The organism is Methylobacterium sp. ARG-1, from assembly GCF_001262595.1.
In the GTDB taxonomy this organism is placed as follows: Bacteria; Pseudomonadota; Alphaproteobacteria; order Rhizobiales; family Beijerinckiaceae; genus Methylobacterium; species Methylobacterium brachiatum.
This window is the reverse complement of record NZ_LHCD01000016.1, coordinates 72,883-95,917: the sequence shown is the minus strand read 5'-3', so window position 1 is coordinate 95,917 and position 23,035 is coordinate 72,883. Positions and strand designations below refer to the sequence as shown.

Below are 23,035 nucleotides of genomic sequence, written 5' to 3'. Positions count from 1 at the left end.
TTCATTTACAACTTTCATACCTACACCACTCGATGCTGGTGAAAGAGATATTTCGAAACACGTCTTCTACCCTGGAATTATTATCCAATTGGCTTTACGTCCGTCGGTAAAATCGTCGGAATTTGACACATTCACACGTCAATTCCATCAAGATCTTATGGATGATTTTTCGACTTAAGACGCGATAATTCAATGGATTCTTTCCCCTTTCAAGGACGACACCGTACGAGGCCGCTTGAAGGCCTATCTTGACACCCTCACGCAGGACGATGTCTCGGACGAGGAACTGCGAAAGCTGTGGTGGTCGTCGGAGGCAGACATCGTGTTCTACGATGGCGCCGAACTCAGAGCCTTCCCCGAGAGAGTGCGAGACCGATTGTGACGCGAAAGCAGTCGTGAGCCGGCAGAGCAAGCTGCGGAACCGGGCGCGGCGGGAATCGGGACGGGATGCCCGCCAGACCGGAATTCATCCCCTTCGGTGAGCGGTTCAATCAGAGCATCGACGATCAGGACGCGTCGCTCGAGGAAGCCACCGCCGCGATTCTTGGCTGCTTCAAGGGCGGGGATGGCGCTGCTTGCACGATTTCAAAGGCGCGGTGCTGGAGAGCGACCTGACACCGAAGGAACGGATGAAACTCGGGGCCACCGCCTGCATCGACTTGCACCTCCGTGATCCGAAGGACCTTCGACGCTTCCTTATCCGGTTCATCTCGACCTGCGGACGAGCTTGTGACACGCGGACGTCTCGATCGCACAAAGCGGCAGATGCACGGATGCTCACCCTCGACCACCTCGTCGTCGTGGCCCCAGACCTCGCGGAGGGCGTGGCCCATGTCCGGGCCTGCCTCGGCCTCGACATGCCGGAGGGCGGGCGCCACCACGAAATGGGCACCCGCAACCACCTTCTCCGCCTCGGCGCATCCACGTTCCTCGAAGTGATCGCCGTCAATCCCGAGGCAGCGCCGCCACCCCGCGCCCGCTGGTTCGGCCTCGGCGATGCGGCGCGGGTGCGGGCGGATTGGGAGGCCGGGCGGCGGCTGCGCGGCTTCGTCGCCCGCACCGACGGTCTCGACTCCCTGCTTGCCGCCCATCCCGACCTGCTCGGCGCGGCGGCGACGCTGACCCGGGGCACGCTGTCGTGGCGCTTCGGCCTGCGCCCGGACGGGACCTGGCCGGCAGACGGCGCCGCGCCCTACGTGATGGACTGGGGCGACCGCCCGCACCCGGCCGGGACGATGCCGGATTTCGGGGCGCATCTCGATGATTTCTCGCTCACCCATCCGGAGCCGGAAGCGGTGGCGGCGCTCCATGCGGACCTCGGCCTCACCGACCCGCCGCGGATCGAGGCCGGCCCGGCCCCGCGCTGGACAGCCCGGATCGCGACGCCGTCCGGCCTGCGGACCCTGACCTGAGGACGGACCCTCCTCGCCGGCCTGATCGGGTGGGTGACCAGCGAGGAGGGCCTGGCCGGGACTCGCGAGCCTCGGCGGGCGCAACCTAGCAGCGACCGTTCGCGCTGCGGTGACGGGAAAGTCTCAGGCCCTGCTGGAATTGCCCCGCGGCCGGCAGCATCGTTCACGTATGCGCGAAGATGTCGGTCTCGGGCCAGCCGTCGAGGTCGAGCCGGGCGCGGGTGGGCAGGAAGGCGAAGCAGGCGGCGGCGAGATCGGTGCGGCCCTCCCGGGCCAGCATGGCGTCGAGCCGCTCCCGGGCGGCGTGGAGGTAGAGTACGTCGGAAGCCGCGTAATCCTGCTGCGCCTGCGTCAGGGTCTCGGCCCCCCAGTCGGAGGATTGCTGCTGCTTCGACAGGTCGACGCCCACGAGCTCGCGGACCACGTCCTTGAGCCCGTGACGGTCGGTGTAGGTGCGGGCGAGCTTCGAGGCGATCTTGGTGCAGTAGACCGGCCCCGGCATCACCCCGAACGCCTTGAACAGCACTGCCACGTCGAACCGGGCGAAGTGGAAGATCTTGAGGATATCGGGATCCGCGAGGACGCGCTTGAGCACGACCGGCTCCGGACCGTCCTGGGGGATCTGGACCACGTCGGCCGTGCCGTCGCCGGTGGAGATCTGCACCACGCAGAGCCGGTCCCGATGCGGGTTGAGCCCGAGCGTCTCGGTATCGATGGCCACAGCCCGGCCCGCATCGTAATCGACGGGCAGGTCGCCGCGGTGGAGGCGTACAATCGGGCTCGGCATCTTTTTCGGGACCTTCCAACGATTTGGCCGGTACCATCGGCGCCGAGTGGCGGCAAGCGAAGGACGGAGACGCGCATGATGACGGCAGCCGAGGTGATCGCGACCCTGGGGCTGAAGCCCCATCCGGAGGGCGGGCATTACCGCGAGACCTTCCGCGACCCGCGCACGGTGGACGGGCGCTCGGTCGGCACCGCGATCTACTTCCTGCTCGATATCGGCGAGGCCTCCGCCTGGCACCGGGTTGACGCCACCGAGATCTGGCACTGGCACGCGGGCGCGCCGCTGGTGATCACGACCAGCCCGAACGGCCACGACGCCACCGCCCAGCATCTCGGGCCGGATCTCGCGGCCGGGCAGCGCCCGCAATGCGTAGTCCCGGCGGGGCACTGGCAGACCGCCACCAGCCTGGGCGCCTGGACGCTGGTTGGCTGCACGGTCTCGCCGGGCTTCGATTTCGCGGGCTTCGAGATGGCCCCGCCGGATTGGCGGCCGACGCCGCGGGGCTAAACCGCCTTCGGCTCCGCCCGCGAGGCGCGCACCGCCGTCAGCGCGCCGGCCACGATGAGCAGGCAGGCCAGCGCCAGAGCCGGCACAGGCTTGGCATAGCCGGTCGCCACCAGGATCAGAGTCGACAGGACCGGGGCCGCGTAGGCGGTGACGCCGAGCAGGCGGACATCGCCGCGCTTGCAGCCGATATCCCAGAGATAGAAGGCGGCCCCCACCGGCCCGATCCCGAGGAGCAGCACCGCGCCCCATTGCGTGGCGTCCGCGGGCCAGAGCGTCGTCTCGAAGGCGAGGTGGCAGGCCAGGCTCAGGGCCGCCGTGACCAAGCAGAAGCCCGCGACGGCGTCGGTCGGCACCTCGCCGACCCGGGCGGACAGAACCGAGTAGGCGGCCCACACGAAGGCCGCCCCCAGGGCGGCGGCGTAGCCCGGAAACGCCCCCGCGGCGAAATCGAGATTGCCCCGGCCGGCGAACAGGGCGGCCACGCCGGCCAGCCCCAGAGCCGCGCCCGCGACATGGCCCGCGCGCAGCCCGCCCGCGCCCGGCAGCCGGGCGGAGAACAGGACGATCAGCAGCGGCCAGAGGTAATTGATCAAGCCCGCCTCGGCAGGCGGGGCGAGGCGCAGGGCGCTGAAATAGAGCGCGTGATACCCGAACAACCCGCCGACGCCGAGGAGCCAGACCGGCCAGGGCTGGAGTAGAGCCCAGGCCCGGGACGGCCGGGCGATCCAGGTGGCGCAGCCGCACAGGCCGCCGATCCAGAAGGTCATGGCGGCGAGCTGGAAAGGCGGCACCGTGCCGGAGGCCGCGGCGAACAGGGCGAGCAGCGACCACAGCAGGATCGCCCCGAACCCCGCCACGGTCGCGGCCGAGCGCGCCCTGTCGCGGGCCGAAGATGACGCTGTCTGGCTCATGAATCGCAGCTATCATGCACGGCTTGAGTCGGCGAGGCTGCTTCACGCCCCTGTCACGGTCGCGCTCTACGGGCGCTGCAACCGGGAGATCTGTCGATGCGCGCGATCCTTGCTGTCCTCGGGCTGCTGCTGACGGGAGGCTCGGCGCTCGCCGGCGAGGGCGTGCAGCTCGGACCGCGCCCGTTCTACCTCGTCGACCAGCTGAAGCCCGGGCCGCTGAAGGACCACATGGCCGCCTGCGGCATCGACCGGCCCTACACGCCGAGAACCTTCTCGATCTCGCACCGGGGCGCGCCGCTGATGTTCCCGGAGCATACAAAGGAGGGGCTGCTCGCCGCCTACCGGATGGGCGCCGGGATCATCGAGTGCGACGTCGCCTTCACGAAGGACCGCCAGCTGGTCTGCCGGCACAGCCAGTGTGACCTGCACACGACCACCGACATCCTGGCCCGGCCGAACTTCGCCGCGAAATGCACCAAGGGGTTCGAGCCGGCCGACCCGGCCACCGGCCGCAAGGCCTCGGCCAAGTGCTGCACCAGCGACCTGACCTTGGCCGAGTTCAAGTCGCTCAACGGCAAGATGGACGCGGCCGACCCGGACGCAACCACCGTCGCCGCCTACATGAACGCGACGCCGCACTGGCGCACCGACCTCTACGCCACAACCGGCACGCTGATGTCCCACAAGGAGTACATCACCCTGGTGAAGGGGATGGGCCGCAAGTTCACCCCCGAGCTGAAGGCGCCCCAGGTGCCGATGCCGTTCGAGGGCAGCTACACCCAGGATCAATACGCTCAGCAGCTGATCGACGAGTACAAGCAGGCCGGGATCCCGGCTTCCGACGTGTATCCGCAGAGCTTCCAGCTCCGGGATATCCTGTACTGGCTGGAGAAGGACCCTGAATTCGGCCGCCAGGCGATCTTCCTCGACGACCGCGACGAGACCACCAAGGGCTTCGATCCGGAGAAGCCGGAGACCTGGAAGCCCGGCATGGCGGAGCTCGCCGCCAAGGGGGTGAAGATCCTGGCGCCGCCCTTATGGATGTTGGTCCGTCCCGGTGCCGACGGTGCGATCGAGCCCTCCACCTATGCAAGGGAGGCGAAGAAGGCCGGGCTCGGCCTGATCGCCTGGTCGCTGGAGCGCTCGGGGCCGCTGAAAGAGGGCGGCGGATACTACTACCAGTCAATCAAACCGGTGGTGACTGGGGATGGCGACATCCTGCGGCTGCTGGACGTGCTGCACGGCCAAGTCGGTGTGCTCGGCGTGTTCTCGGACTGGCCGGCGACGACGACCTTCTACGCCAATTGCGTCGGTGCGCCCTAGCTCAGTCGGCCCAAAGGGCGACGAGCGAGAATAGGCCCGCCATCACGAAATTGACGAGCAGGAGGCTGGCGAGAATCAGGGCGAGGGTCATGGCGGTCTCTGGGACGTGGATGCGGCGGCGATGATGCGAAATGTGACTGGCCAGCCTTCGGAGTGGGCCGGTCGTCTCGGATTCCCTGCGCGTGGCCCGCGACGGGAAGAGGATCAGTGCGGCGACAGCAGCCGCACCACGTCGAACAGGTCGTCGATCTTCAGCGGCTCCCAACCGAGCCAGCGCCGGACCAGCGCGTAGCTGGCGGACAACAGGATCGCGCAGCCGAGGACGGCCAGGCAGAACAACCCGAAGTTGCCGGTCGCGAATCCGGTCGCTGCGCCGACCAGGGCGGTGGCGACGAAGATGAGCCGGCTCGGGTTCCGCGGACCGCGGGCGATGAGATCGGACATGGGGGTCGCTCCGGATCGGGATCAGCGGGCGCGGCAGTTCGGGCCGAACCAGGTCATGGTCCGGCGGTCCATGCCGCCATCCGAGGCGGCGCCGCAGACGGGGAAGCGCGTGTCGCCGCTGCGCTGCAGGCTCATCTGCTTGTAGAGATCCTGCTGTGCCTCCCGGCGGCGGGTCTGCTCGGCGAAGTGGGACTGCCAGTACAGGTCCCGGTTGGCCTGGGTCAGCGCGCGCTGCTGATGGAGATCCATCATGCACTGGGCGAAGGCGTCGGTTCCCGGCTCGAACCCAAACGCGTAGCACTGGTTGCCATCCATGGCGTGCCGCTCCTGCGGGGTGACGCAGGCAGCGAGGCCGAGCGCGCAGGCGGCGGCGAGGCCGAGCTTGGCGAGGGTCGAGACGCCACGCGCACGGATCTTCCGGTCGGCGGCAAGATCTTCACCGGACTGGCGCATGGTGAATGTGGTGTTCATCGTGTCGAGGCCTTCGTTCTTGCTGGCGTGAACAACCACGTCCGGCTGAAACGAGACCTATCCGGGACCGCTCAAATTGTTCGTGCTCCGGAGCACCTGTGCGATTTCGCGCGCCGGCTCCCGCAATGCACAGATCCACACGCATTTCGACAGGATCTACGGCGCAGGAACGGATTCGTCAGGATTGCGCAGCCTGCGAAGTCTTCCCTGCTGAAGGCCGGCCATCGGCAGGACGGCGTCCGGCGGTCCCAGGCCTCGCTCCGCTTCGACGCCTCAGGACGAGGGGGCGTTGGAGATAGGCCGTTCCGAAGCCCGGCGGCGCATGACATCCAAAAAGAAACGCCGCGCGGCCCGGCAGGGCAACGCGGCGTCTGTGATGAGCTTCGGCGCCCCGGCGGAACCGGGCGCGCCCTGTACACCCCAAAAAGCGGTTAGACGAAGTGCTGGCCGCCGTTCACGGTGAGCGTCGAGCCGTTGATGAAGCCCGCCTCATCGCTCGCCAGATACTCGACCGCGTGGGCGATCTCCTCGGCCTTGCCGAGGCGGCCGGTCGGGATCGTGGCGATGATCTTGTTGCGGATCTCCTCCGGCACCGCCATCACCATGTCGGTGGCGATGTAGCCCGGTGCGATCACGTTGACCGTGATGCCCTTGGAAGCGCTCTCCTGGGCCAGCGCCTTGGCGAAGCCGATCACGCCGGCCTTGGCGGCCGAGTAATTGGTCTGGCCGGCCTGGCCCTTCTGGCCGTTGATCGACGAAATGATGATGATCCGGCCGAAGCCGCGGTTGCGCATGCCCTCGATCAGCGGCCGGGTGCAGGTGAACATCGAGTCGAGGTTGGTCTTGATGACCGCCTGCCACTTGTCGAAGGTCATCTTGTGGAAGGCGCCGTCGCGGGTGATGCCGGCATTGTTGACCAGCACCTCGATCGGCCCGACTTCGGACTCGATCGCCTTGATGCCGGCCTCGCAGCTGGCCAGATCACCCACGTCGAACTTGAAGACCGGGATGCCGGTCTCGGCCTTGAAGGCCTGGGCCGCCTCGTCGTTGCCGCCGTAATTGGCCGCGACCTTGTAGCCCTTGGCCTGCAAGCCCTTCGAGATCGCGGCGCCGATACCGCGGGTGCCGCCCGTCACGAGTGCGACGCGTCCTTGAGCCATTGTTGTTTCCTCCTGTTCGCATCACGTGATGCCGCGTGCGGATGGCGTCCGCACGCGATTTTTTCTGAGTTAGGACTCAAGTCTATATTGGTGGGCAGCCGGACGTTACAAAAGGATCAGGGCCGCTCGACACACATCGCGACGCCCATGCCGCCGCCGATGCAGAGCGTGGCGAGGCCCTTCTTGGCGTCGCGGCGCTTCATCTCGTGCAGCAGGGTGACGAGCACTCGGGCGCCCGAGGCGCCGATCGGGTGGCCGATGGCGATGGCGCCTCCGTTGACGTTCACCTTCGAATCGTCCCAGCCCATATCCTTGTTCACCGCCAGCGCCTGCGCGGCGAAAGCCTCGTTGGCCTCGATCAGGTCGAGGTCGGAGGGCTTCCAGCCGGCCTTCTCGAGGGCCTTGCGCGAGGCCGGGATCGGGCCGGTGCCCATCACCTTCGGGTCGACGCCCGCGGTCGCCCAGGACTTGATCTTGGCGAGCGGCGTCAGCCCGCGCTTCTCGGCCTCGGAGGCCGACATCAGCACGAGGGCGGCGGCGCCGTCGTTCAGGCCGGACGCGTTGGCGGCCGTCACCGTGCCCTCCTTGGAGAAGGCCGGTTTGAGCTTGGCCATCGCCTCAACGGTGGCGCCGTCGCGAATGTACTCGTCGGTGTCGACGACGGTGTCGCCCTTCTTGCCGGGGATCGTCACCGGCACGATCTCGTCCTTGAACCGGCCCTCCTTGCGGGCGGCCTCGGCCTTGTTCTGCGAGCGGGTGGCGAACTGGTCCTGCTGCTCCCGGGTGAGCTGGAAGGCCTGGGCGACGTTCTCGGCGGTCTGGCCCATGTGGTAGCCGTTGAAGGCGTCCCAGAGCCCGTCCTTGATCATCGTGTCGACGAGCTTGATGTCGCCCATCTTCTGGCCGCCGCGCAGGTACTGGGCGTGGGGCGACAGCGACATCGACTCCTGGCCGCCGGCCACGATCACGGTGGCGTCGCCGTTGGCGATCTGCTGCATGCCGATGGCCACCGTGCGCAGGCCCGAGCCGCAGACCTGATTGAGGCCCCAAGCGGTGGCCTTCTCGGGGATGCCGGCCTTGATCGCGGCCTGGCGGGCGGGGTTCTGGCCGGCGCCGGCGGTGAGCACCTGGCCGAAGATCACCTCGTCCACGTCCTCGGGGGACACGTTGGCGCGCTCCAGGGCGGCCTTGATCGCGGTGGCGCCGAGCTCGTGGGCCGGCACCGCCCCGAAGGCGCCGCCGAACGAGCCGACCGCGGTGCGCGCGGCCCCGACGATGACGATCTCTTCGCTGCCTGCCATGTGAACGTTCTCCTCTTACGAGCCGGCGCGCCTTCCTCGATCCGGGCGCGCTCTGAAGCCTGTCCCGCGATGAAGGGCCTCGGATCGGCGAAGTCAAGGATCGCGCTCAAGCCTGAAAACGCCTCGATGACGCGGCTGAGAGACTGAAATGGTCTGTGCGCGGGCTCGCACCCGGCATTATTCTGCGTTGAAGAGGCGCAGTTTGCTGTTTTCTGCGCCCGTGGAAGGCTTTAAGGATCGTGTTGCGGGCGCGAAGACGATCCCCGCCGGGTCGCATCGCGCGAGCCTGAAACGCCCCTAGAGTCCCGAGTCCAGAAAGGCCGTTCCCGATGGCGGATACCGTCAAGGTCACCCAGACCGTCATCAAGAAATACGCCAACCGGCGCCTGTATCACACCGGCACCTCGACCTACGTGACGTTGGAAGACCTCGCCACGATGGTCCAGAACGGCGAGGATTTCGTCGTCTACGATGCGCGCGCGGGCGACGACATCACCCGCTCGGTGCTGACGCAGATCATCTTCGAGCAGGAGAACAAGGCCGGCGCCGAGAACCTGCTGCCGGTGGCGTTCCTGCGCCAGCTGATCCGCTTCTACGGCGACAGCATGCGCACCATGGTGCCGAGCTTCCTGGAATTCTCGATGGCGAACTTCGCCAAGGACCAGGACGGCCTGCGTGAGAAATTCGCCCACAGCTTCGGCCCGGCCGCGTTCCAGAACGCGATCGAGCAGTCGGTGCGGACCAACATGAACTTCTTCGGCGACGCCATGAAGATGTTCACCGGTTTCGCGCCGCCCGCCGGTGGGGCGCAGCCCCCGGCCCCGCAGGCGCCGCCGCAGGGCACGCCGGCCTATTCCGGAGGCGAGCTCGACGACCTCAAGCGGCAGATGCTGGAGATGCAGCAACGCCTCGAGGCGCTCGCCAAGAAGTGACATTGGCTGGCCAAAACCAGTCACGGGGGTGCGACTACGTGTTTCCGATTAGTTGACGAACCGTTAAGGCCAGCCCCACGTTTGCGATACGGGCACGGAAACGTGCGGAGGGTGTCGCCATGACGCGCATCGGGAGAATCGGCCGGACCGGTGCAGCCTGGAGCGGGCTGGCCCGCCCTGCAGCCGCCGCCAGCGGGTCGGTCGCGTCCACGGACGCGATCCCGCCGGTCCGGGCCCTGGTGGTTCTGGATGGGGGGCGGCCAGAGCCGCGCGCGGCGATCTTCCCGCCGGACCGATTCGGCACGGGCGGGGCGGCCGCAGGCTTCGTCACGCACCTGCTGACCGCCAGCGATCCGACCCTCAGGCCGTCGCGGCTGGAACGCACCCGGGCAGCTGCGGCGCGCTACGCGGAGGCCGCACGCCGGCTGGCGTAACGGTTCTTGATCACCTTGCCGTCATAGCGAAGCAACTCAACGGATCGCTACGTCCGCAGAGCATGCCGCCCAAGGTCGCTGCGCTCGCGATCATGCCAGCCCGGACGCGCGCGTCACACAGATCCCATCGCACCCCTCATCCTGAGGTGACCGCCTCAGCGGGCCTCAAGGGGCGAGGACTCTTTGTGTCGTCCGGAAGGATCCTTGAGGCGCCCGCTTCGCGCGCGCACCTCATGATAAGGCCGAGACTGGGTTGTCCCGGATCTGGAATCGATTCCGAAGCTTACGCCTCGGCCGACTTCACCTTCAGCACCTGACGGCCGCGATACATGCCGGTCTTCAGGTCGATATGGTGGGGACGGCGCAGCTCGCCCGAATCCTTGTCCTCGACATAGGTCGGCGCCTTGAGGGCGTCGGCCGAGCGGCGCATGCCGCGACGGGAGGGGGAAGTCTTTCGCTTCGGAACGGCCATGGCAGGGATCCTTCGTGATGCCGCGGGCAAAGCGGCGCGCGGGCGGCTCCTCGATCGAGGATCGCCTCGCACACCGCGGGATACGGATGAGGGCGCGCTTATAACGCCGGCGCTCGGCCGTGGCTAGAGGCGCCGCACCACAACCGTTAAGCCGGGGTTCAAGTCGCCGGGACGTAGATCCGGGCCACGGCACCGCGCAGCGGGCCGGCCCCTCGGGAGAACCGCCATGGCTTCCTCCAAAAAGACTTTTGCCGCCCTCGCCCTGCTTTCGAGCCTGATGGTGGCGCCCGCCTCGGCGCAGGCGCCCCAGACGTCGAGCCCCGCGGCCCCGACCGCTCCCACCAAGCCGGCCACCCCGAGCGCGCCCGTGGCCGGGTCCCCCAACGCCGCCAAGGGTGCCCTGCTCGACCTCAACAGCGCCAGCGCCGCCGAGCTCGACGCCCTGCCGGGTATCGGCGAGGCCCGCGCCGCCGCAATCATCAAGGGCCGGCCCTACCACGGCAAGGACGAGCTGGTCTCCAAGAAGATCATCCCGAAGAACGTCTATGACGGGATCAAGGACAAGGTCATCGCCAAGCAGAAGTAGTTTTTGACGCCCGCCAACGGGCTGCCCCGGCGAGCGGGGGCGTTGTTCCACGTTGGCCGATGCCAGACGCGACAGGCCCCCTCTCCCCTGCGGGAGAGGGCTGGGGTGAGGGACGACCGGCTCTCCCGGAGAGATCGCGTCCCCTCTCCGGCTCTCTGCGTCCCGTGCGACAGGGCAACCCGCGTCACGTCCTGCAAGCACCATCCGCTGACAACGATTAGCCCCTGCCCCGCCTACTCGGCGATCGCGCCCTGGGGCACGGAGAAGCCCGGGGGCGCCTTCTCGGCCGGCTTCGGGGCCGCGCGCTTGGCCGGGGCCTTCTTCTTGGCCTGGGGCTTCGGCGCAGCCTTGACCGCGGGGGGATTCTCGCAGGCGCGGAACGCCAGCTGCGCCAGGGTCGCCCCCTCCTCGGTGACGATGGCGATCGGGTCCGGCAGGGTCGGCAAGGCCGGTTGCCAATGGATCGGACCGCCCAGCATCGCCTCGATGGTGGCCGGGGCGGTGCCGCGCCGCAGCGTCGAGAAATCCGGCCCGTACGCGGTGGCGACCTTGCCGGCGATCACGACCTGCAGGACCTCGTTCACCTCCGGGGTCAGCGGCCGGAGCGGATTGGTGGTGCGCACCTGCCCGGACCGCGTCACCACCATGGCGAACCCCTTGCCGCCCTCGTAGCGCGCCGCGCCGGACCCGCAGGGCTGCTCCACCGGCGGGGCGGCAGCGGGAGTGGGCTCCGGCGCGGGCTCGGCTGGCGTGGGCCCAGTTTGGGCCGGAGGCTGCGCAGCCGGCGCCGACAGCGCCGCCGGGGCGGCCAGTAGGGCGAGCATCAGGCCCGCCGCGCCGGGACGCACGGCCCTCATCGGCCCGATTCCGGCGCTTCGGGAGGCGGCGGCGCGATCCGCGCGGTCCGCTCGGGGGTTGGGATCGGTTTCAGGTCGAACGACTCCACATCCAGCAGGCGCGGGTCGAGCACCTCGGCCTCGCGGTCGATCAGGCTCTGCGACGGGCCGACTGTGCCGATCAGGAGGTGCTCGTCCTCGGCGTCGAGCTCGGAGCCCATGCGCAGCGGCGCGCGCCGGCTGCGTGCCGACATGCCGACCACCGCGACCCCGGCCACGACACAGATCAGCACGGCCAGGATGATCAGCAGGCGCTCCATGAGGCGGGAAGCTCTAGCCGCCCGCGGCGGCGCCGTCACCCCGTCATGCGTGGAACATGCCTTGCCTATAACAGTAGAGGCGAGACGACCGGAGCCGGGACGGATCCATGCAGCATCAGCCGAGCCGCGAGCCAGAGGAACTGGAGAGCCATCTCCTCGGCCTGATCGAGAGCGCCCGGGAGCAGGCCCGGGAGGACCCGTTCCGCAATCCGGTCTTGGCCGTGACGCTGGCGATCACCCGCCGGTTCGACCGCAACGAGATCGCGGCGGGAGACCTCGACGGCCTGTTCGTGCGGCTGCGCGCCGCGGCGCTCGCGGCCCGGGCCGAGCGGCTGCGCGCCTATGTCGGGCTCGAAACCGGTCCGGCCGACCCGCAAGCCGCGATCCCCGCGCGGCTGGTCGGCGCCGCCCCCGGCGGGCCGGACGGTCTCGCCGCCTTTGCGGCCTTCATCCACCGCACCGCCTTCGCGGTGGTGTTCACCGCGCACCCGACCTTCGGCATGCCGAAAGCCGTGGCGGGCCTTCTCGCCCAGGCCGCGAGCCTGCCCGACGCCGTCGCCCGCGCCGACCTGATCGCCCGCGCCGCCACGCTCTCCACCCGGCCGGATGCGCCGATCACCCTGGATGCCGAGTTCGAGCAGGCCTGCGCAGCGGCCAATAACGGCCGCCTCGCCCTCGACGCCTTCAACGGCGCCCTGCTCGACGCCGCCCGTGCCCGCTGGCCGGACCGCTGGACGGAGCTGACGCCCCGCCCCTTCGCCATCGCCAGCTGGGTCGGCTGCGACACCGACGGGCGCACCGATATCGGCTGGTGGGACACCCTGCGCTACCGACTGATCTCCAAGCGGATGCAGTTCGACCGGGTGATGCGCGACCTGCCCGACAGCCCCGCCTGCCGGGAGGTCCGGGCGCTCGCCCAGGACGCGCTCGCCGCGGTCAACCGCCAGCTCGCGGTCGCCCCTCGGCTCGGCGACAAGCCGTCGCTTGAGTCGGTCCATCGCTTCGCCCTGGCGCTGATCATCGAGCGCGAGCGCGCCCAGACCGATGCCGGCGCCCTGGTGGCCGGGCTCACCGCCGCCCTGGAAGCCGCCGACGAGGCCGACAAGCGGGCGATCGCGATCCTGCGCTCCGGGGTCGCCACCCACGGCCTGTCGAACGCCCTGCCGCATTTCCGGCTCAACGCCAGCCAGATCCACAACGCCGTGCGCCGGGTGATCGACCTGGAGGGCGAGCCCACCGATTCGGCCCAGCGCCGCTCGCACCTCGCCACCGTCCACACGCTCTTGAACGACGTCCGCCCGGTGGCGGTGGATTTCGGCGCGCTCGCCGCCGAACGGGCCTCCGCCGCCCGGCTGATGATGACCATCGCCCAGATCCTCAAGCACGTGGACGGCACCCACCCGGTACGCTTCCTGATCGCCGAGACCGAGACCGGCTACACCCTGCTGGCCGCCCTCTGGCTGGCGCGCCATTACGGCATTGCGGACAAGCTCGAGATCACGCCCCTGTTCGAGACCGCGAGCGCCCTGGAACAGGGCATCCGGGTGCTGGACGATGCCCTGCGCAACCCGCATTGGCGCCAATACCTGAAGCGGATCGGCCGGCTCACCGTGCAGTTCGGCTACTCGGATTCCGGCCGCTATGTCGGTCAGCTCGCCGCAACCTTCTGGATCGAGCGGCTGCGCCTGCGCATCACCGAGATGCTGGTCCAGAACGGCCTGGCCGATGTCGAGCTTGCGATCTTCGACACGCACGGCGAATCGATCGGCCGGGGCGCCCACCCGACCTCGCTGCGCGACCGCCTCGCCTACCTGGCTCCCGAGGATGCCCGCGACCGCGCCCGCAAGGCCGGCCTGAAGGTGCGGCTCGAATCGAGCTTCCAGGGCACCGACGGCTACCTGCTCTACGGCACCGAGGCGCTGGCCCAGGCCAGCGTCGCCCGCATCGCCGAGCACGTCTACGCCCTCGACATCGCCGAGGACGACAGCTTTTCGGACTATGCGCTCAACGACAGCCAGCAGGGCGGCGACCCCAAGGACGACCCGATCTACTCGGAGCCGGATTTCGCCCTGGAATTCTTTACCGCCGCCCGCCAGGACATGGAGGCCCTGGTCGACGATGCCGGCTACGCCGCCCTGCTCGGCACCTTCGGCCCAAGCCTGATCGACCGCACCGGCTCCCGCCCGGTGGCGCGCCAGAGCGAGAATGGCGGGCCTGCGCGGATCACCCATCCCCGGCAGATGCGCGCGATCCCCAACAACGCGATCCTGCACCAGCTCGGCTTCCTGGCGAATTCCCTCCACGGGATTGGCCGGGCCGCCCAGCGCGGCCCCGACCTGTTCCGCGACATGCGCCGGGATTCGGTGCGCTTCTCCCGGGCCTTCCGGCTGGTCCAGCACGCGGCCGCGGTGGGCGATCTCGACGTGCTGCGCGCCTATATCGACACCCTGGACCCGGCGGTCTGGCTGGAGCGGGCCCGGCGCACCCAGAAGGATTTCCGCCGGGAAGAGCTGGTGGTGATCGCCGGCGCCCTGGAGCGCCTCGACCTCGCCGCCTCCTTACGCGGCCTGTTCGGCCGCCTGACCCGCGACTGGCTGGCGCTCACCACCGCGGCCCCCGACCTGCCCGGCATGTCGGCCCGACTGACCCTGCTGCACGCCCTGCGGCTGGCGCTGATCCACCGGATCTGGTTCCTGGCAGTGCACATCCCCGGCTTCCGCCCGCAGGCCGGCATCTCCCGGGAGCAGCTCTTGGAGCGCTTCCTGCGCCTCGACATCGACGGCTGCCTGAAACTCCTCGACGAGATTTTTCCTGTCACCCCGGACCCGACGCTTGGCCTCAATTTCGGCGAGCCCGCCGGCCCCCGGGATGTCGGCACCTACGAGGCCGAGCACGCCAACCTGTTCCAGCCGATCCGCCGCCTGTTCGACCAGGTGCGCGAGATCTCGGGGATGATCCAGCACGAGGTCGGGGCGTTCGGGTAGTGTCTGTGAGTGGACAACGGCCCACCGCCGGGCTCAACCGAGGCGTGTGACCGGGCGGTTCATCAATGCAGCGCGGGCGCTTGCAGGGTGGGGCCGAGAGTTCACGCCGCAGTTTCAGAGGGGGCTGCTTTGGGTGGATTCGAGACGGTCCGCTTCAGGGATGCAAACTGGCCGAAGCGGACACGCTGAAACCGTGATCGAGAAGCTAGACTTGTTGCATCCCGCCATCGACGCACAGTTCGGCTCCTGCGACGAAGCTCGCCTCGTCGCTCAGGAGGAACAGTGTGGCCGCAGCCACTTCCTCAGGACGCGCCATGCGGCCGAGCGGGATCGGTGAGATCAGGGCCGCCCGCCCCACCTCCGGCACGCTCGCCATCATGGCGGTGTCGGTCGGGCCGGGGGCCACCACGTTCACGCGGATGCCCTGTGGGGCCAGTTCCGCTGTCCATGTGCGCGCGTAGGAACGCAGGGCCGCTTTCGTGGCGGCGTAAGTTCCGTAGGGCGTCACCCCCATGACGGCTGCGATCGAGCCCACCAATACCACCGCCCCGCCCCGCTCCATCGCGCTCAGCGCCGCCTGCAACCCGAAGACAGCCCCACGGACGTTGACCGCAAAGTGCCGGTCGAAATGCTCGACCGTCCCGTCGCGCAGGGTCGCCGGTTCCGAGAGGCCCGCGTTGAGGACCAGCGCGTCAATCCGGCCATGCGTCTCCCGCACCGTCGCCACGACACGGTGCAAATCCTTCTGTGAGGCTGCGTCTGCGACGAGACCCCGCGCACCGCGCCCGATCCTCAAGGCGGCTGCCTCGACCTCGTCGGCACGCCGCCCGGTGAAGACGACCGACGCGCCCTCGATTGCCAGCCGCTCGGCGATCGCAAGGCCGATGCCCTTCGCGCCGCCAACCACGAGGGCAACCTTGTCCACCATACGAGCCATCGCGGCATCCCTTCATCTGCGACAGCGCATGAGATACAGATCGTATATCTGATATCAAGAACGCACTTAGGTTAGCCTAGATATGGCCGATGATACCGACCTTGATGCCCTGTCCGAGTGCGCACTCGCCAACATGGCTCGGGTCCGCCCGGTGCTGGACAAGATCGCCGATAAGTGGACGATCCTGATCCTCACGGTGCTCTGCCCGCGGCCGGCACGGTTCAACGTGATCAAGCGGCGGCTCGACGGCATCACGCACAAGGCGCTGGCGGACGCACTGAAGCGGCTGGAGCGCAACGGTCTGGTGACCCGGACCGTGCTGCCGACCGCACCCATTGGCGTCGAGTATGCAATCACCCCGCTTGGCCATTCACTACGCCAACCCTTCGAGGCGCTCTGCGCGTGGGCACTTGATCACGGCGCAGCGATTGCGGCGGCCAACCACGCGCATGACAGCATCAAAACGAGGTCATGAAAGGACGTCCGCTTACGGTTCGCCAGATCTTGAACCGCTATGTCTTATTCGGCCCTGGGAGTAGTCCTCGACACACCCGCCCGGCAGCGCCCTGCGCACTCCTCACACTGCCTCCACCCGCAGCACCGTCCCGGCGAGCCCGATCACCCGCACGCGCGCCCCGGCCGGCAGGTCCGGTCCTTCGATCCGCCACAGGGTGTCGTCGAAGCGGAGGCGGCCGGTGCCCTGGAGGATTGGCTCGGGGAGCACGGCCTCGCGGCCGATCAGGCCGCGGTCGGCACGGTTGAGGGTGGCGTCGTGGCGTCCGGCGCGGCGGTGCAGGCGGGTGGCGAGACCGACCAGGACGACGGCGAGGGCTGCAAACAACAGGGTCTGGCCCTGCCAGGGGATCGGGATCAGCGCGGTGACGAGGCCGGTCGCCACGGCCGCGAGGCCGAACCAGATCAGGAACATGCCCGGCACGACGATCTCGGCGCCGGCCAGAACCAGGCCGGCGATCACCCAGCTCCAGGCCGGCCCGAGGACCGCAAGGATCGCCAGCGGATCGGCCATGGGTCAGGCCCGCGGGGCGACATCGGGCGGCGAGCCCGTGCGCCGGGGCGGGGTCGCCTCGCCGAAGACCGCGCGGGTCAGCTCGCCGATGCCGCCCAAAGTGCCGGCGAGCGCCGCCGCCTCGATCGGCACCACCACGACCCGCTGGTTCGGCGCGGTGGCGAGCGCCCGGACCGCGTCGACGTATTTCTCCGCCACCAAAAAGTTCGCCGCCGCGATGTCGCCCGCGGCGATCGCCCGGCTGACCATCCCGGTCGCCGCCGCCTCGGCCTCGGCGGAGCGCTCGCGGGCCTCGGCGTCGCGGAACGCGGCCTCGCGACGGCCCTCCGCCTCAAGGATCGCCGACTGCTTGCGCCCCTCCGCCCGCAGGATCTCGGCAGCGCGCTGGCCCTCCGCCTCGAGGATCGAGGCGCGCTTCTCGCGCTCGGCCTTCATCTGCCGGGCCATGGCGCCGGCGAGGTCGGCCGGGGGCACAATGTCCTTGATCTCGATGCGGTTGATCTTCACGCCCCAGGGCGCGGCCGCCGCGTCCAGCACCCGCAGCAGACGCTCGTTGATCTCGTCCCGGTGGGCGAGGAGCTGGTCGAGATCCATCGAGCCGACCACGGTGCGGATGTTGGTCATGGTCAGGGTGGTCATGGCGAGGTCGAGGTTCGAGACCTCGTAGGAGGCCCGGGCCGCGTCGAGCACCTGGTAGAACACCACCGCGTCGATGGTGACGCCGGCATTGTCGCGCGTGAAGGCCTGCTGGCTTGGGACGTCGACCACCTGCTCCATCACGTTCACCCGCCGGCCGATGCGCTCGACGAACGGGATGATCAGGCCGAGGCCCGATTCGAGGGTGCGGGCGTAGCGGCCGAACCGCTCGACGGTGAAGACGTGGCCCTGCGGGATCATCTTCACCCCGGCCGCCAGCGTGATCACTGCCAGCGCCGCGGCGCCGATCGCGAACGTGCTCAGACCGACCGTGAGATCCATCGCCGCCCTCCCCCGCCGCGCGACGGGCGGCTCAGATGCCAGCGTACCAGCTGAATCCAAGGCCCGCGACCATGCTGCCGCGGCCGTGGCCGATGCCGTCGACGCGATCCACAGCCTCGATGCTGGTGAGATATTTCAAGGACTTGTAGCCGAGTTGCCGCTCAACCCGCAGGCGAATCGGCGCGCCGTGGGCGACCGGCAGGTCGGCGCCGTTCATGCCGTAAGCCAGGATCGTTTGCGGGTGCAGGGCGTCGAACAGGTCGTAGCTGTCCCACCAGCCGTCGACGGTTCGGATCACCACATAGCGCGCCTCCGGGCGCATCCCGGCGGCGGCGAGCACCTGGGAGAGCGGGACGCCTTTCCACTGGCCGATCGCCGACCAGCCCTGCTCGCAGGAATGGAGTGTGATCTGCGTGCGCGCCGGCATCGCCTTCAGCTCGGCCAGCGAGAACGACCCCGGCCGCGCGACGAGGCCGGTGACCGGCAGGCGCCAGTCGGAGAAGCCCTGTGCCTTCGAGCGGCGATAGGCTGGATCGTCCGGGTCAGTGGTGTTGATCGTCGGGAACACCGCCGAGATCGCCTCCGGGCTGAATTCCCGGGCGAGCGGCTGGCGCGCCAGCAGCAGGCGCTGCCCGGCGAAGGTCAGCCAGTCGCTCAACCCGTAGGGGTTGGGGCGCAGTTGCGGCGCGCCGGGCTCGCAGCCCCCGACGAGGCCGGCCGCGCCGAACCCGGCGGTCCCGAGGATCAGGCGGCGTCGGGTCAGCGCGCTCATGCGGTCTCCTCATCCTTGCCACCCGACCCCACGATCATGCCGCGCAGGAGCGCCACCGGCCGGTTGGCCAGCACCTGCCAGATGTGGATGGCGAGGAACGCGACCATCGCGAAAGCCGCCAGGAAGTGGATCGTCCGGGCCGATTGCCGGCCGCCGAACAGGGTGAACAGCTCCGGCCAGGCGGCGGTGACGCCGGGCGACATCGTCAGGCCGGTGAACAGCATCAGCGGCGCCAGCACCAGCAGGACGACGAGATAGGCGATCTTTTGAAGCGCGTTGTAGCGGCCGGTGGGCGGCGCCCCGCCGCGCAGGCGCAGATGCGCCCGGATCTCGCCGGCCAGCGCTCGCGGCCGGATCTCCGCCGGCTCCGGCAAAAGACGGCGGCGCAGGTGCCCGCGCAGCAGCGCGAGAGCTAGGTAGACGGCACCGTTCAGGACGAAAATCCAGGCGGCCAGGAAATGAAGGCTGCGCGCCCAGCCGGTCTGCTCGAGATCGACCGGCAGCGGCAAGGTGATCCAGGCCGGTGCGTCGTTGGCCCCGGTCTCGCCCCAGAACAGTTTCGGGAGGGCCAGCAGGATCGCGGTGCCGCTGATCATCAGCGCCAGGGTCGCGGCCGCGCCGGTCCAATGGGTCAGGCGCACCCAGGCCGGATGGCGCATCCGGCTGAATGGTCGACCTCTCGTCTCGATCATCATCGGTTCAGACCGCGGCCCGTATGGAGGTGGGAACGCGCTGCGTCCCTCGTCGCTCCCAGCCTCGATGACGCAACGCTTGATGAAGAAAAGATGGGCATGATACCCGCCACGCTCGCTGCGGACGAAAGTCCTCTCGCCCCGCTGCGGCCGGCAAAAATCCCCACACAACCGGATGCGGTGCGCGCGTGAAGATCGCTGTCCTGGCACATCTGAAGTACCCGATCGGCCAGCCCTATGCCGGCGGTCTGGAGATGCACACGCATCTCCTCACCGTCGCGCTGAAGCGGCACGGGCACGACGTGACCCTGTTCGCCAGTCGGGGCTCGGACCCGGCGCTCGATCCGGTGATGCTCTGCGACCCGACCGGCGACGCGCTGGCCGATCCCGAGCGCGAGGAGGCGATCGACAAGGCCGAGCACGACGCCTACCGGCGGATGATGGAGATGGTCGCGGCCGGCGGCTTCGACCTCGTGCACAACAATGCGCTGCACGCACTGCCGCTGCAGCAGAGCGCCCGGCTCGGCCTGCCCTGGGTGACGGTGCTGCACACGCCGCCCTTCGACGCCCTGGTCTCGGGCGTGGAGGTGGCCGATCCCGACATGGCCTTCCTAGCGGTCTCGCCGTCGCTCGCCCAGGAATGGGCGTCGCTCGTGCCCGGCGCACAGGTCGTCGATAACGGCGTCGACCTCTCGACCTTCGCGTATTCCGATACGCCCGACGATCCGCCCTTCGCGTTCTGGTCCGGCCGGATCGTGCCCGAGAAGGGGCTGCACCTCGCCATCGACGCCGCCCGCGCGGCGGGCTTGCCGTTGCACTTCGCCGGGCCGAAGCTCAATCCGGGCTACTGGGCGGCCGAGATCGCGCCGCGGCTCGGGCCCGACCTGATCCATCTCGGTCATCTCTCGCATCGGGAGTTGGCGGAGCATCTCGGCCGCGCCCGGGTGGCGATCGTCTCGCCCCGCTGGGAGGAGCCCTTCGGCCTGGTCGTCGCCGAGGCGCTGGCCTGCGGCACGCCGGTGGCGGCCTTCCGCCGGGGCGCCCTGCCCGACATCCTCGACGCGCAATGCGGCCGCCTGGCGCTGCCGGACGATTCGCAGGATCTGTCCGTGGCGATCCGCGAGGCGGCAGGCCTGTCGCGCCGCGCCTGCCGCGACCGGGCGGAAGCGCTCTACGACGCCGCCGCCATGACCGAGCGCTACCTGGAGACCTACGATGCTGTGATGGCACGCTGCGCCGAGCGGGCGCAGCCGACCCTGCGGGTGGCGGGGGGACGGGCGTAAGGGACATCAGCGGACGCGGCCCTTCGCTGGCAGGTCCTGGATGGTCGCACCCCGCTTTGCCGAGGCCGCGACGCGCCCCCCCTCCCGAGCGGGAGAGGGGACCCGCGCATCAGCTTGCGAGTATGTGTGCGCCAAAACCCGTAACGCTCGTTTCCGAGCGATAACGGGACAGACGCTGCGTCTCGTGTGCTCGCGACGATGAGGTTGAGAAGAACCGTTATGACGCTCGCAACCGTCGCCCCGCTCGCCCGGCCCTGCGTGGTCTGCATCCCCGCGCGGAACGAAGAGGAGCGGCTGCCGATCCTGCTTGCCTCGCTGGCCGGGCAGGAGGGATTCTCGGCCGAGGCGCCGCTGCGGGTTGTGATTCTCGCCAACAACTGCACCGACGGCACGGTCCCGGCCATCCGCGCCCTGGAGGAAGCGGGCGCGCTCGCGAGCCTGACACTGCGGGTGATCGAGGCGGCGCTTGAGGGCGCCGAGGCCCATGTCGGCACCGCCCGCCGTATGGCGCTCGATGCCGGCGCCGCCTGGCTCGAGGCCGAGGGTGCCCCGGACGGGATCCTGCTCACCACCGACGCCGATGCCCGCCTGCCGGCCGACTGGGTCGCGGCGAACCTGCGGGCGCTGCGGGCGGCCGACGTCGTCGGCGGCCGCCTGGTGATCGACGCGGACGGCGCCACCGATCCGCGCCTCGCCGAGTTGCACGCACGGATCGAGCGCTACTGGGCCGGCGTGCGCCGCCTGGAGGACATCCTCGACCCGCCGCCCCACGATCCGGCCCCGCGCCATGGCGACCATACCGGCGCGAGCCTCGCCGTGCCGGTGGCGCTCTACCGCGCCGTCGGCGGCCTGCCGCCCCTGCCCTGCGGCGAGGACAACGCCCTCGTCAGCCTGCTTCGCGACAGCGGCGCGCGCCTGCGCCACTGCCCGGACGTGCGCGTGATGGTCTCGGCCCGCCACCATGGCCGGGTCTCGGGCGGTATGGCCACCGAGATGGCGCGCCGGGCCCGGGTGCTCGACGGCGAGCCCTACTTGCTGCCCGAGGCGGCGCATTGGCAGGCGCTGATCCTGCGCCGGGCCGCCCTTCGCCGGGCGTTCCACCTCGCCGGTTCGGCCCGGGCCGAGGCCTGCGCGCGGCTCGGGCTCGGCCCCGACGCATGCGCCGCGCTCGAAACCTGCCCCAACGACATCGCCTTCGTCGAGCGGGCCGATCGGATCCTCGAATCGCGCAGTCCGCCGGCGCGGGAATGCCCCCTCGACCGGGCGCTCGCCGACCTCGACGCCCTCGCCCTGTCCCTGCGGGAGGCCGCGTGACCCGCGGGATCGGCTGGTACGTCCACCATCAGGGCGCGGGCCATCTGCAGCGCGCCCGCGCGGTCGCCGCCGCCCTGCCCCGGCCCTGTACCCTGATCGGCACCCTGGCGGCGTTCGACACGACCGGCCTCGACGCGCTCGACCTGCCCGACGATCGGCCGCTTGGCGGATCGGACTTCGACGGACGGGACGGCGAGGCCGGGCGGCCGGAGGCGCTGCACTACGCGCCCCTGAACCATCCGGGCGTACGAGCCCGGATGACGCGCATCGCCGAATGGGTCGAGCGGACCGACCCGGCGCTGATCGTGGTCGACGTCTCGGTGGAGATCGCGCTGCTGGCCCGGCTCCTGTCGGTCCCGACCCTGGTGGTGCGCCTCGCCGGCACCCGGACCGACCGGCCCCATCTCGAAGCCTTCCGCAGCGCCACGCGGCTGCTCGCCCCCTTCCCCGAGGCCCTCGACGGCGCCGGCGTTCCGGGCTGGGTGCGCGCCAAGACGCATTATGCCGGCTTCCTCGGCGCACCGGCGCAGATCGACACGGAGGTGTGCGACGCTATCGTCGTGGTGTTCGGCCGCGGCGGCGTGGGGGGTGATCTCGCCGGCCTCGCCGCCGCAGCCCGCGCCGTGCCCGACCGGCCCTGGCACGTGCTGGGCCCCGTCTCGGGCTCCGGCGAAGTCCCGAAAAACCTGCACCTGCACGGCTGGGTCGACGACGTCGAGGCCCGGATCGCCCAGGCGGCCCTGCTGGTCGGCGGCGGCGGCGACGGCCTCGTGGCGCTCGCGGCCGGACAGGGCAAACGCTTCCTGTGCCTGCCGGAAGAGCGGGCCTATGGCGAGCAGACCGAGAAGGCCGAAGCTCTAGAAAGGCTCGGCGCCGCAATCGTCCATCCGGGCTGGCCGGCCGCCGAATTGTGGCCCGGGCTGGTCGCCGCCGGCTTGGCCCTCGACCCGTCGGTGATCGCCGGCCTGCACCGGCCGAGCGCGATCCCGGATTGCGCGGCCACGATCGAGGCACTGGTCCGGCAGATCGGACGCGCGTGAGGCGCGGCCGTTTCCGAGATCATCGCTCCGCCGATCAACCCGCTCCGTCATTGCGATCTGGACATGAAAAAGGCGCCCGTCCTGCGGGACGAGCGCCGATCTGCTGGGGCCA

The 23,035-nt window shown here is 69.7% G+C and carries 26 protein-coding genes; 12 read left to right on the top strand and 14 right to left on the bottom strand.

The features are described 5' to 3' along the window. Nucleotides 1-447 precede the first annotated feature (447 nt). Together AKJ13_RS31915 and AKJ13_RS16720 are read left to right on the top strand one after the other, a co-directional pair. Entirely contained in the window at nucleotides 448-615 is a 168-nt protein-coding gene (locus AKJ13_RS31915) for a hypothetical protein (RefSeq protein ID WP_160320612.1), read from the top strand. 158 nt (nucleotides 616-773) lie between these two features. Then, a complete protein-coding gene (locus AKJ13_RS16720) occupies nucleotides 774-1,412 on the top strand; it encodes a VOC family protein (protein WP_050734367.1) in 639 nt (212 codons plus the stop codon). 163 nt (nucleotides 1,413-1,575) lie between these two features. On the opposite strand, the gene AKJ13_RS16715 is transcribed toward AKJ13_RS16720, so the two are convergent. Further along, nucleotides 1,576-2,199, bottom strand: coding sequence for a ribonuclease H-like domain-containing protein (locus AKJ13_RS16715; RefSeq protein WP_050734366.1), 624 nt, complete (start codon nucleotides 2,197-2,199; stop codon nucleotides 1,576-1,578). Between the two features lie 78 nt (nucleotides 2,200-2,277). Between AKJ13_RS16715 and AKJ13_RS16710 the strand changes: the two genes are divergently transcribed. Beyond that, nucleotides 2,278-2,706, top strand: a complete 429-nt coding sequence (locus tag AKJ13_RS16710; RefSeq protein ID WP_050734386.1) for a cupin domain-containing protein — start codon at nucleotides 2,278-2,280, stop codon at nucleotides 2,704-2,706. Here AKJ13_RS16710 and AKJ13_RS16705 read toward each other — a convergent pair. Next, nucleotides 2,703-3,617 (bottom strand): DMT family transporter, encoded by a 915-nt coding sequence (locus AKJ13_RS16705; RefSeq protein WP_050734365.1) that lies wholly within the window; start codon nucleotides 3,615-3,617, stop codon nucleotides 2,703-2,705. The genes AKJ13_RS16710 and AKJ13_RS16705 overlap by 4 nt on opposite strands. A 96-nt stretch (nucleotides 3,618-3,713) precedes the next feature. Here AKJ13_RS16705 and AKJ13_RS16700 point away from each other — a divergent pair, with 96 nt between their 5' ends. Further along, the gene (locus AKJ13_RS16700) at nucleotides 3,714-4,940 is read left to right on the top strand and encodes a glycerophosphodiester phosphodiesterase family protein (protein ID WP_050734364.1); all 1,227 of its coding nucleotides are present in this window, start codon (nucleotides 3,714-3,716) and stop codon (nucleotides 4,938-4,940) included. Between the two features lie 204 nt (nucleotides 4,941-5,144). Here the strand turns inward: AKJ13_RS16700 and AKJ13_RS16695 are convergent, their stop codons facing one another. The 4 genes from AKJ13_RS16695 to AKJ13_RS16680 form a co-directional block, all read right to left on the bottom strand. After that, nucleotides 5,145-5,384 carry a hypothetical protein gene (locus AKJ13_RS16695; protein WP_050734363.1) on the bottom strand — a complete coding sequence of 80 codons (240 nt, stop codon included), beginning with the start codon at nucleotides 5,382-5,384 and terminating at the stop codon, nucleotides 5,145-5,147. Nucleotides 5,385-5,405: 21 nt separating this feature from the next. Next, entirely contained in the window at nucleotides 5,406-5,855 is a 450-nt protein-coding gene (locus AKJ13_RS16690; RefSeq protein WP_050734385.1) for a hypothetical protein, read from the bottom strand. Nucleotides 5,856-6,286: 431 nt separating this feature from the next. Further along, nucleotides 6,287-7,015, bottom strand: a complete 729-nt coding sequence (phbB, locus tag AKJ13_RS16685; protein WP_007567122.1) for an acetoacetyl-CoA reductase — start codon at nucleotides 7,013-7,015, stop codon at nucleotides 6,287-6,289. A gap of 116 nt (nucleotides 7,016-7,131) precedes the next feature. Further along, entirely contained in the window at nucleotides 7,132-8,316 is a 1,185-nt protein-coding gene (locus tag AKJ13_RS16680; RefSeq protein ID WP_050734362.1) for an acetyl-CoA C-acetyltransferase, read from the bottom strand. 329 nt (nucleotides 8,317-8,645) lie between these two features. Between AKJ13_RS16680 and phaR the strand changes: the two genes are divergently transcribed. After that, nucleotides 8,646-9,248 (top strand): polyhydroxyalkanoate synthesis repressor PhaR, encoded by a 603-nt coding sequence (gene phaR, locus AKJ13_RS16675; RefSeq protein WP_050734361.1) that lies wholly within the window; start codon nucleotides 8,646-8,648, stop codon nucleotides 9,246-9,248. Nucleotides 9,249-9,367: 119 nt separating this feature from the next. Then, entirely contained in the window at nucleotides 9,368-9,682 is a 315-nt protein-coding gene (locus tag AKJ13_RS16670) for a hypothetical protein (RefSeq protein ID WP_050734360.1), read from the top strand. A 283-nt stretch (nucleotides 9,683-9,965) separates the two neighbouring features. On the opposite strand, the gene rpmF is transcribed toward AKJ13_RS16670, so the two are convergent. Then, nucleotides 9,966-10,154 (bottom strand): 50S ribosomal protein L32, encoded by a 189-nt coding sequence (gene rpmF, locus AKJ13_RS16665; RefSeq protein ID WP_003601373.1) that lies wholly within the window; start codon nucleotides 10,152-10,154, stop codon nucleotides 9,966-9,968. A 226-nt stretch (nucleotides 10,155-10,380) separates the two neighbouring features. Between rpmF and AKJ13_RS16660 the strand changes: the two genes are divergently transcribed. Further along, nucleotides 10,381-10,740, top strand: a complete 360-nt coding sequence (locus AKJ13_RS16660) for a helix-hairpin-helix domain-containing protein (protein WP_050734359.1) — start codon at nucleotides 10,381-10,383, stop codon at nucleotides 10,738-10,740. 233 nt (nucleotides 10,741-10,973) lie between these two features. Here the strand turns inward: AKJ13_RS16660 and AKJ13_RS16655 are convergent, their stop codons facing one another. Next, nucleotides 10,974-11,597: a hypothetical protein gene (locus AKJ13_RS16655; protein ID WP_050734358.1), complete on the bottom strand. Its 624-nt coding sequence runs from the start codon at nucleotides 11,595-11,597 to the stop codon at nucleotides 10,974-10,976. Continuing rightward, on the bottom strand, nucleotides 11,594-11,896 hold the full coding sequence (locus AKJ13_RS16650; protein ID WP_050734357.1) for a hypothetical protein: 303 nt from the start codon (nucleotides 11,894-11,896) through the stop codon (nucleotides 11,594-11,596). The genes AKJ13_RS16655 and AKJ13_RS16650 overlap by 4 nt, the downstream gene beginning before the upstream one ends. Nucleotides 11,897-12,003: 107 nt before the next feature. Between AKJ13_RS16650 and AKJ13_RS16645 the strand changes: the two genes are divergently transcribed. Further along, nucleotides 12,004-14,880, top strand: coding sequence for a phosphoenolpyruvate carboxylase (locus AKJ13_RS16645; RefSeq protein ID WP_050734356.1), 2,877 nt, complete (start codon nucleotides 12,004-12,006; stop codon nucleotides 14,878-14,880). A gap of 205 nt (nucleotides 14,881-15,085) precedes the next feature. Here AKJ13_RS16645 and AKJ13_RS16640 read toward each other — a convergent pair whose 3' ends face one another. Beyond that, on the bottom strand, nucleotides 15,086-15,817 hold the full coding sequence (locus tag AKJ13_RS16640; protein WP_050734355.1) for an SDR family oxidoreductase: 732 nt from the start codon (nucleotides 15,815-15,817) through the stop codon (nucleotides 15,086-15,088). An 82-nt stretch (nucleotides 15,818-15,899) separates the two neighbouring features. On the opposite strand from AKJ13_RS16640, the gene AKJ13_RS16635 reads away from it, so the two are divergent. Next, on the top strand, nucleotides 15,900-16,292 hold the full coding sequence (locus AKJ13_RS16635) for a helix-turn-helix domain-containing protein (protein WP_050734354.1): 393 nt from the start codon (nucleotides 15,900-15,902) through the stop codon (nucleotides 16,290-16,292). Nucleotides 16,293-16,394: 102 nt separating this feature from the next. Here the strand turns inward: AKJ13_RS16635 and AKJ13_RS16630 are convergent, their stop codons facing one another. Genes AKJ13_RS16630 through AKJ13_RS16615 form a run of 4 tightly spaced genes read right to left on the bottom strand, consistent with a single transcriptional unit; the run spans nucleotide 16,395 to nucleotide 19,286 of the window. Continuing rightward, on the bottom strand, nucleotides 16,395-16,844 hold the full coding sequence (locus tag AKJ13_RS16630) for an NfeD family protein (protein ID WP_050734353.1): 450 nt from the start codon (nucleotides 16,842-16,844) through the stop codon (nucleotides 16,395-16,397). Between the two features lie 3 nt (nucleotides 16,845-16,847). Further along, on the bottom strand, nucleotides 16,848-17,822 hold the full coding sequence (locus AKJ13_RS16625) for an SPFH domain-containing protein (RefSeq protein WP_050734352.1): 975 nt from the start codon (nucleotides 17,820-17,822) through the stop codon (nucleotides 16,848-16,850). Between the two features lie 31 nt (nucleotides 17,823-17,853). Further along, nucleotides 17,854-18,594 (bottom strand): molybdopterin-dependent oxidoreductase, encoded by a 741-nt coding sequence (locus tag AKJ13_RS16620; protein WP_050734351.1) that lies wholly within the window; start codon nucleotides 18,592-18,594, stop codon nucleotides 17,854-17,856. Beyond that, nucleotides 18,591-19,286, bottom strand: coding sequence for a cytochrome b/b6 domain-containing protein (locus AKJ13_RS16615; protein ID WP_348270944.1), 696 nt, complete (start codon nucleotides 19,284-19,286; stop codon nucleotides 18,591-18,593). Before AKJ13_RS16615 ends, AKJ13_RS16620 begins: the two co-directional genes overlap by 4 nt. 188 nt (nucleotides 19,287-19,474) lie before the next feature. Here AKJ13_RS16615 and AKJ13_RS16610 point away from each other — a divergent pair, with 188 nt between their 5' ends. The 3 genes from AKJ13_RS16610 (at nucleotide 19,475) to AKJ13_RS16600 (ending at nucleotide 22,923) form a co-directional block, all read left to right on the top strand. After that, the gene (locus AKJ13_RS16610) at nucleotides 19,475-20,569 is read left to right on the top strand and encodes a glycosyltransferase family 4 protein (protein WP_050734349.1); all 1,095 of its coding nucleotides are present in this window, start codon (nucleotides 19,475-19,477) and stop codon (nucleotides 20,567-20,569) included. A gap of 219 nt (nucleotides 20,570-20,788) precedes the next feature. Further along, the gene (locus tag AKJ13_RS16605) at nucleotides 20,789-21,883 is read left to right on the top strand and encodes a glycosyltransferase (RefSeq protein WP_050734348.1); all 1,095 of its coding nucleotides are present in this window, start codon (nucleotides 20,789-20,791) and stop codon (nucleotides 21,881-21,883) included. Continuing rightward, nucleotides 21,880-22,923 carry a glycosyl transferase gene (locus tag AKJ13_RS16600; RefSeq protein WP_050734347.1) on the top strand — a complete coding sequence of 348 codons (1,044 nt, stop codon included), beginning with the start codon at nucleotides 21,880-21,882 and terminating at the stop codon, nucleotides 22,921-22,923. The genes AKJ13_RS16605 and AKJ13_RS16600 overlap by 4 nt, the downstream gene beginning before the upstream one ends. Nucleotides 22,924-23,035: the final 112 nt, after the last annotated feature.